Below are 5653 nucleotides of genomic sequence, written 5' to 3'. Positions count from 1 at the left end.
AATCTGCGGGCGGTCCGTCTCGGACCGCGCGCAGTTTTGTTTCTCCGCTGCACCGCGTCGCCGCCGCCCAACCCCCGAGCGGCGGTCCCCTCCGACGACAGGAGCGAGCAGCCGTGCCGAGTGGCAACGTCATCCGCGGTACCCGGGCCGGGTCCGCCCCCGAACGCTTCGACCAGCGCAGCGAGCCGGCCCCGCGCCGCCCCGTCGTCTACTGGTGCCGCAACGACCACCGGATCCAGTTCCTCATCGCCGCCGAGGCGGAGGCCCCGGCCACCTGGGACTGCCCCCGCTGCGGCGAGCCGGCCGGCCCCGACCCGGGCAACCCGCCCGGCCGGCAGCGGGCCGAGCCCTACAAGAGCCACCTGGCGTACGTCCGGGAGCGGCGCACCCCCGAGGAGGCCGAGGCCCTCCTGACCGAGGCCCTCGACGCGCTCCGCCGCCGCCGCGGCCGGACCTGACTGGCTCGCTGCACGTCCGCCCTTGATGGTGGGCCCTCCAGCCGCCGCCCCGGCGCCCCAGACCGGCAATGCGGCCTGATTCACGGGAAGGGTGGCTATTCAGCGGGCGATAGCCACTCTTTCCGTGAATCTGTGCAGTGGGGGGCGGGGCGGCGGGAGTGCTGCGGTGGGGTCAGCGCAGGCTGCGGGAGCGGGGTGGGACGTCGGCCGCGGCGGCGCGGTCGAGGAGCCAGAGGGTACGGGTGACCCCGTGCACGCCGGCCGCCGGCAGCTGGACCGGGCCTGCGCCGGCCAGCGCCATGCCCACCGCCCGGGCCTTGTCGGCGCCGGCGGCCACCAGCCAGACCTCCTCGGCCGTGTTGATCGTCGGCAGGGTCAGCGTGGTGCGCACCGGGGGCGGTTTCGGGCTGCCCCGGACCGCGCTGACCGGCCGGTTGTCGTGGTGCACCGGGTGCTCCGGGAAGACCGAGGCCACGTGCCCGTCCTCGCCGACGCCGAGCAGCAGCACGTCGAAGTGGGGGAGTGCGGCGGTGCCCGGTCGGGCGGCCCGGGCCAGCTCCTGCGCGTACCCGGCGGCGGCCGTCTCCGGGTCGTTGCCGGCCGGCCCGTCCGAGGCGGGCATCGGGTGGATCCGCGCCGGGTCCAGCGGCACCACGTCCAGCAGCGCCGCCCGGGCCTGCGTCTCGTTGCGCTCCGGGTCACCGGCCGGCAGGAACCGCTCGTCGCCCCACCAGACGTCGACCCGGGACCAGTCGACGGCGTCCCGGGCCGGCAGCGCCGCCACCGCCCGGTACACCGCCGCGGCGATCCGCCCGCCGGTCAGCACCACCGACGCCTGGCCCCGGTCCGCCTGCGCGTCGAGCAGCTTCACCACCAACCGGGCCGCCACCGCCTGCGCCAGCAGGTCGGGGTCGGCGTGTACGGCGACACTCGCCTCACTCATCCATCGTGCCCTCGTGCTCCGACCGCCCCACGGCGGTCACCTGTGCTGTCCGGCCGCCGAGCGGCCCGTGCTGTTCCCCGCCAACCCTCACCCGTTGGCGGTCGCCCCGGCGTGCGCGGTGACGCCCGCCTCGGCCCGCTGGGCGGTCGCCGGATCCTTCCACACGTGCACCCGCCCGGCCGGACGCTGGTCCAGCCCGGTGAGGCCGGCTGCCGCGCCGAGTGCCTCCGCGTACACCTGGTCGGCGTCGAGGCGGCGCAGTTCCTCGGCCAGCTCGTCGCCGAGCGGGCGCCGGACCAGCGGCAGCGTCCGGTCCTCCTGGCCGGTCCGCCGGAACCGGGCGATGCTCTCGTCCCGGGTGAGGGTGAGCTCGTCGCCGTTGGCGCAGCGCAGCTGCACCTCGCGCATCCGGGGGAACTGGTCGGTGGGCTCCCAGACCGGGTCGATGCCGAGCCGGGCGGCCAGCCAGCCGCGCATCAGCGCCGCCGTCGGGTCGGTCGGGGGGGCGACCACGGTCGCCTCGGTGATCTTGGCCTGCGCGGTGTCGAACGCCCCCGCGACCAGGGTGCGCCACGGGGTGATTCGGGTCCAGGCCAGGTCGGTGTCGCCGGGGGCGTAGTCGCGGGCGCGCTGCCGCAGCGCGGCGATCGGGTCGGAGGCCTGCGCCGAGTCGGTGATCCGCCGGTCGGCCACCACGCCGAGGAAGTCGGTCGCGATCTCCTCCGGCGGCTCGCCGTGCCACCAGGTCACCACCGGCACGTCCGGCACCAGCAGCGGCATCACCACCGACTCGGCGTGCAGCGCCAGCCGGCCGTACATCCGCATCACCACCGCCTCGCACGGGCCGAGCCGGCCGCCGACGACGATCTCCGCGTCCAGCCGGTTGCGTTCCCGCTCGACGTCGGTACGGACGACCACGAGCAGCCGGCACGGGTGGGCCGAGGCCGCGATGGTCGCCGCCGCCTCCGCCTCCCGGACCCGCTTCTCGTCCACCACGACGATCAGACTGAGCGCCATGCCGCTGGCCACGCCGCCCGCGCTGCGCCGTTCCGCGGCGAGCGCCTTGACCACCTCGTTGCCGGTGGTGTCCCACAACCCGATCAAGGGAGCCTCCTGGTCTGCTCGCAGTGCTCGCTCACGCTCTCCGCCACGCCCGGCCCTCGCGGGCCAGCATCTCGTCGGCGGCCCGCGGACCCCACTCGCCGGCCCGGTACGGTTCCGGCTTGGTGCCCGCCCAGGCGTGCTCCAGCGGGTCCAGCACCTGCCAGCTCTGCTCCACCTCGGCGGCGTCCGGGAAGAGCGTCCGGTCGCCGATCAGCACGTCCAGCACCAGCCGCTCGTACGCCTCGGGGCTGGACTCGGTGAACGCCTCGCCGTACTGGAAGTCCATCGCGATGTCGCGGACCTCCATGGTCGTGCCCGGCACCTTGGAACCGAACTTCAGCACCACGCCCTCGTCCGGCTGGACCCGGATGACGAGCTGGTTGGGGCCGAGCGACTCCATGTCGGCCGGGTTGAAGGGCAGGTGCGGCGCCTTCTTGAACATGATGGCCACCTCGGTGACCCGCCGGGGCAGCCGCTTGCCGGCCCGGATGTAGAACGGCACCCCGGCCCAGCGCCGGTTCTGGATGCCGAGCTTCACCGCCACGTACGTCTCGGTGGTGGAGTCCGGCGGGATGTTCTCCTCCTCCAGGTAGCCGACGGCGCGCTCGCCGCCGACCCAGCCGGGGAGGTACTGCCCGCGCACGGTGTCCCGGGCGACGTCCTTCGGCACGGTGATCGCCTTGAGCACCTTCAGCTTCTCGGCCCGGATCTCGTCGGCGTCGAAGCTGGTCGGCTCCTCCATGGCGACCAGGGCGAGGAGCTGGAGCAGGTGGTTCTGGAGCACGTCGCGGGCCGCGCCGGCCGAGTCGTAGAAGCCGGCCCGGGTGCCGATGCCGACGTCCTCGGCCATGGTGATCTGCACCGAGTCGACGTACTTGGAGTTCCACAGCGGCTCGAACAGGTTGTTGGCGAACCGCAGCGCGAGGATGTTCTGGACCGTCTCCTTGCCCAGGTAGTGGTCGATCCGGAAGACGTCCTGCCGGGTGAAGACGTCGTCGACCAGGTCGTTGAGCGCCTTCGCCGAGGGCAGGTCGTGCCCGAACGGCTTCTCCACGACCACCCGGCGCCAGCCGCCGGACTTGGCGTTGTCCGCCATGCCGGTGCGGGCGAGCTGCTTGAGCACCACGGGGAAGGCCGCCGGCGGGATGGAGAAGTAGAAGGCGGCGTTGCCGGCGATGCCGTGCGACTGGCGCAGCTCGTCCAGGGTGTCGGCGAGCTGGTCGAACGCGGCGTCGTCGTCGAACGAGCCGCCGACGAACTTGATGTTGCCCTCCAGCCGCGCCCACACCTCCTCCCGCCACGGGGTCCGCGCGTGCTTCTTCGCCGCCTCGTGGGCCAGCGACTCGAAGTCGCCGTCGCCCCAGTCCCGCCGGGCGAAGCCCAGGACCACGAAACCGGGCGGCAGCAGCCCCCGGTTGGCCAGGTCGTAGACCGCCGGCAACAGCTTCTTGCGGGCCAGGTCGCCGGTCACCCCGAAGATCACCAGAGCGCACGGCTCCGGGATCCGCGGCAGCCGCCGGTCCTGGGGGTCGCGCAGCGGGTTCATGCCGCCTCCTCGCTCCGCTGGTTCCACGTCATTCATCGTCACGTCCGTGTCCGTCCGGCCGCATCCAGTAGCTGGGCGACGCCCGCCGCCCGCTCGGTCAGGTGCAGTCGCAGCACCGGGCGCTCCCGGCCGGCCAGGGCCTGCCGGTCGCCGGCGGCCTGGGCCGCCTGAAGCTCCCCGAAGGTGTACGGGCGGCCGGGCACCGGCAGATCATCGGTGACCGCGCCGGTCACCTGAAGGTAGCTGCCGGTTGCCGGGCCGCCCTTGTGGTACTGCCCGGTCGAGTGCAGGTACCGGGGACCCCACCCGAAGGTCACCGGGCGTCCGGTCGCCCGGGCCAGTGCCGGGCGCAGCCCGGCCGCCGCCGCGTCGGCCAGCCGGTCGAGGTACGCCGTCACCGCCAGGTACCCGTCGTCGCCCAGCCCGTCCAGCAGCCAGCGCAGCACGCCGACCAGGTCGCCGGGGGCGTCGACCGGGGCGTACACCTCGACCGCGCCGTCGGTGAACGACGGCGTCTCCGCCGGTGCCCCGGCGGCGAGGATGCGGGCGGTGTTCTCCTTGCTCTCGGCGACGTTCGGCTGGTCGAACGGGTCGACGCCGAGCGCCACCCCGGCGATCGCGGTGGCGTACTCCCAGGCGAGGAAGTGGGCGCCGAGCGGGCCGTTGACGGCCAGGTCGGCGACGCCGGCGCCGGGGCCCCGCCCGGGGGTGAGCGCGCCGCCGTAGCTCACGGTGAGCACGTCCGGGCCGGTGGCGCCCGGGGCGTCGGGGGTCTCCAGCACCACCGGCAGGATCCCCACCCCGTCCTTGCCGGTCGACTCGGCGAGCAGTTGCTCGGCCCAGTCGCCCAGCCCGTCGACGCCGGTGCCGTCGGAGGTCAGCGCGACGGTGGGCCGGCCCGTGGTGGCGGCCGCGCCGAGCGCCGCGCCGAGGGCCAGGGCCGGGTTGTCCCGGTCGCGCCCCAGCGAGCCGGCGAGCGCGTCCGCGTCGTCCAGCAGGTCGGTCACCGCCACGCCGGCGAGGGCCGCGGGGACCAGGCCGAACGCGGTGAGCGCCGAGTATCGGCCCCCCACCTCGGGGTCGGCGAGGATGGTGACCACGCCCATCTCGGCGGCGGTCGCCTCCAGCGGGGAGCCCGGGTCGGTGACCACGACGAAGTGCCGGGCCGCCTCCGCCTCGCTCATCCCGGCGTCCAGGAACGCCTGCCAGTACGCCCGCCGGTGGCTGTCGGTCTCCACGGTCGAGCCGGACTTGCTGGAGATCACCACCACGGTGCGGTCGAGGCGGTCGCCCAGGGCGGCCCGGACCTGCCCCGGATCGGTGGTGTCCAGTACGGTCAGCGGCCGGCCCAGGGTCCGGCTGATCACCTCGGGGGCGAGCGAGGAGCCGCCCATCCCGGCGAGCACCACGTGATCGAGGTCGGCCAGCTCGGCGACCAGTTCGGCGAGCTGGGGGAGGAGTTCGCGGCTGCGCCGGTGGGTGTCCAGCCAGCCCAGCCGGGCCTTCGCCGTGGCCTCCGCGTCGGGACCCCAGAGGGTGGGGTCCTGGGCGGCCAGCCGGGTCGGGACGTCGTCGGCGACCAGTGCCGCGCGCACCGACGCG

5 protein-coding genes are annotated in these 5653 nt (G+C 74.8%); 1 reads left to right on the top strand and 4 read right to left on the bottom strand.

Translation table 11 applies throughout. From position 1 onward, the window contains the following. Nucleotides 1-113 precede the first annotated feature (113 nt). Nucleotides 114-458, top strand: a complete 345-nt coding sequence (locus ACWEVO_RS28565; RefSeq protein WP_452310581.1) for an RNA polymerase-binding protein RbpA — start codon at nt 114-116, stop codon at nt 456-458. Between the two features lie 172 nt (nt 459-630). Here the strand turns inward: ACWEVO_RS28565 and pgl are convergent, their stop codons facing one another. The 4 genes from pgl to ACWEVO_RS28545 all read right to left on the bottom strand — a co-directional run. Beyond that, nucleotides 631-1401 (bottom strand): 6-phosphogluconolactonase, encoded by a 771-nt coding sequence (pgl, locus tag ACWEVO_RS28560; RefSeq protein WP_452310580.1) that lies wholly within the window; start codon nt 1399-1401, stop codon nt 631-633. An 87-nt stretch (nt 1402-1488) separates the two neighbouring features. Next, nucleotides 1489-2505, bottom strand: a complete 1017-nt coding sequence (locus ACWEVO_RS28555) for a glucose-6-phosphate dehydrogenase assembly protein OpcA (protein ID WP_452310579.1) — start codon at nt 2503-2505, stop codon at nt 1489-1491. Nucleotides 2506-2536: 31 nt separating this feature from the next. Then, the gene (zwf, locus tag ACWEVO_RS28550) at nt 2537-4051 is read right to left on the bottom strand and encodes a glucose-6-phosphate dehydrogenase (protein WP_452310578.1); all 1515 of its coding nucleotides are present in this window, start codon (nt 4049-4051) and stop codon (nt 2537-2539) included. Between the two features lie 38 nt (nt 4052-4089). Then, nucleotides 4090-5653: glucose-6-phosphate isomerase (locus ACWEVO_RS28545; protein ID WP_452310577.1), on the bottom strand; the 1564-nt coding region annotated here is incomplete at its 5' end.

This window comes from Micromonospora sp. NPDC003776 (assembly GCF_053605645.1).
Note: the sequence above shows the minus strand (reverse complement) of the source record. Positions and strands in the feature narration are given on the sequence as shown.

Excerpts from the sequence above, each read along its gene's own strand:
- zwf (WP_452310578.1), bottom strand. The coding sequence starts at position 4,051 with ATGAACCCGCTGCGCGACCCCCAGGACCGGCGGCTGCCGCGGATCCCG.
- pgl (WP_452310580.1), bottom strand. The coding sequence starts at position 1,401 with ATGAGTGAGGCGAGTGTCGCCGTACACGCCGACCCCGACCTGCTGGCG.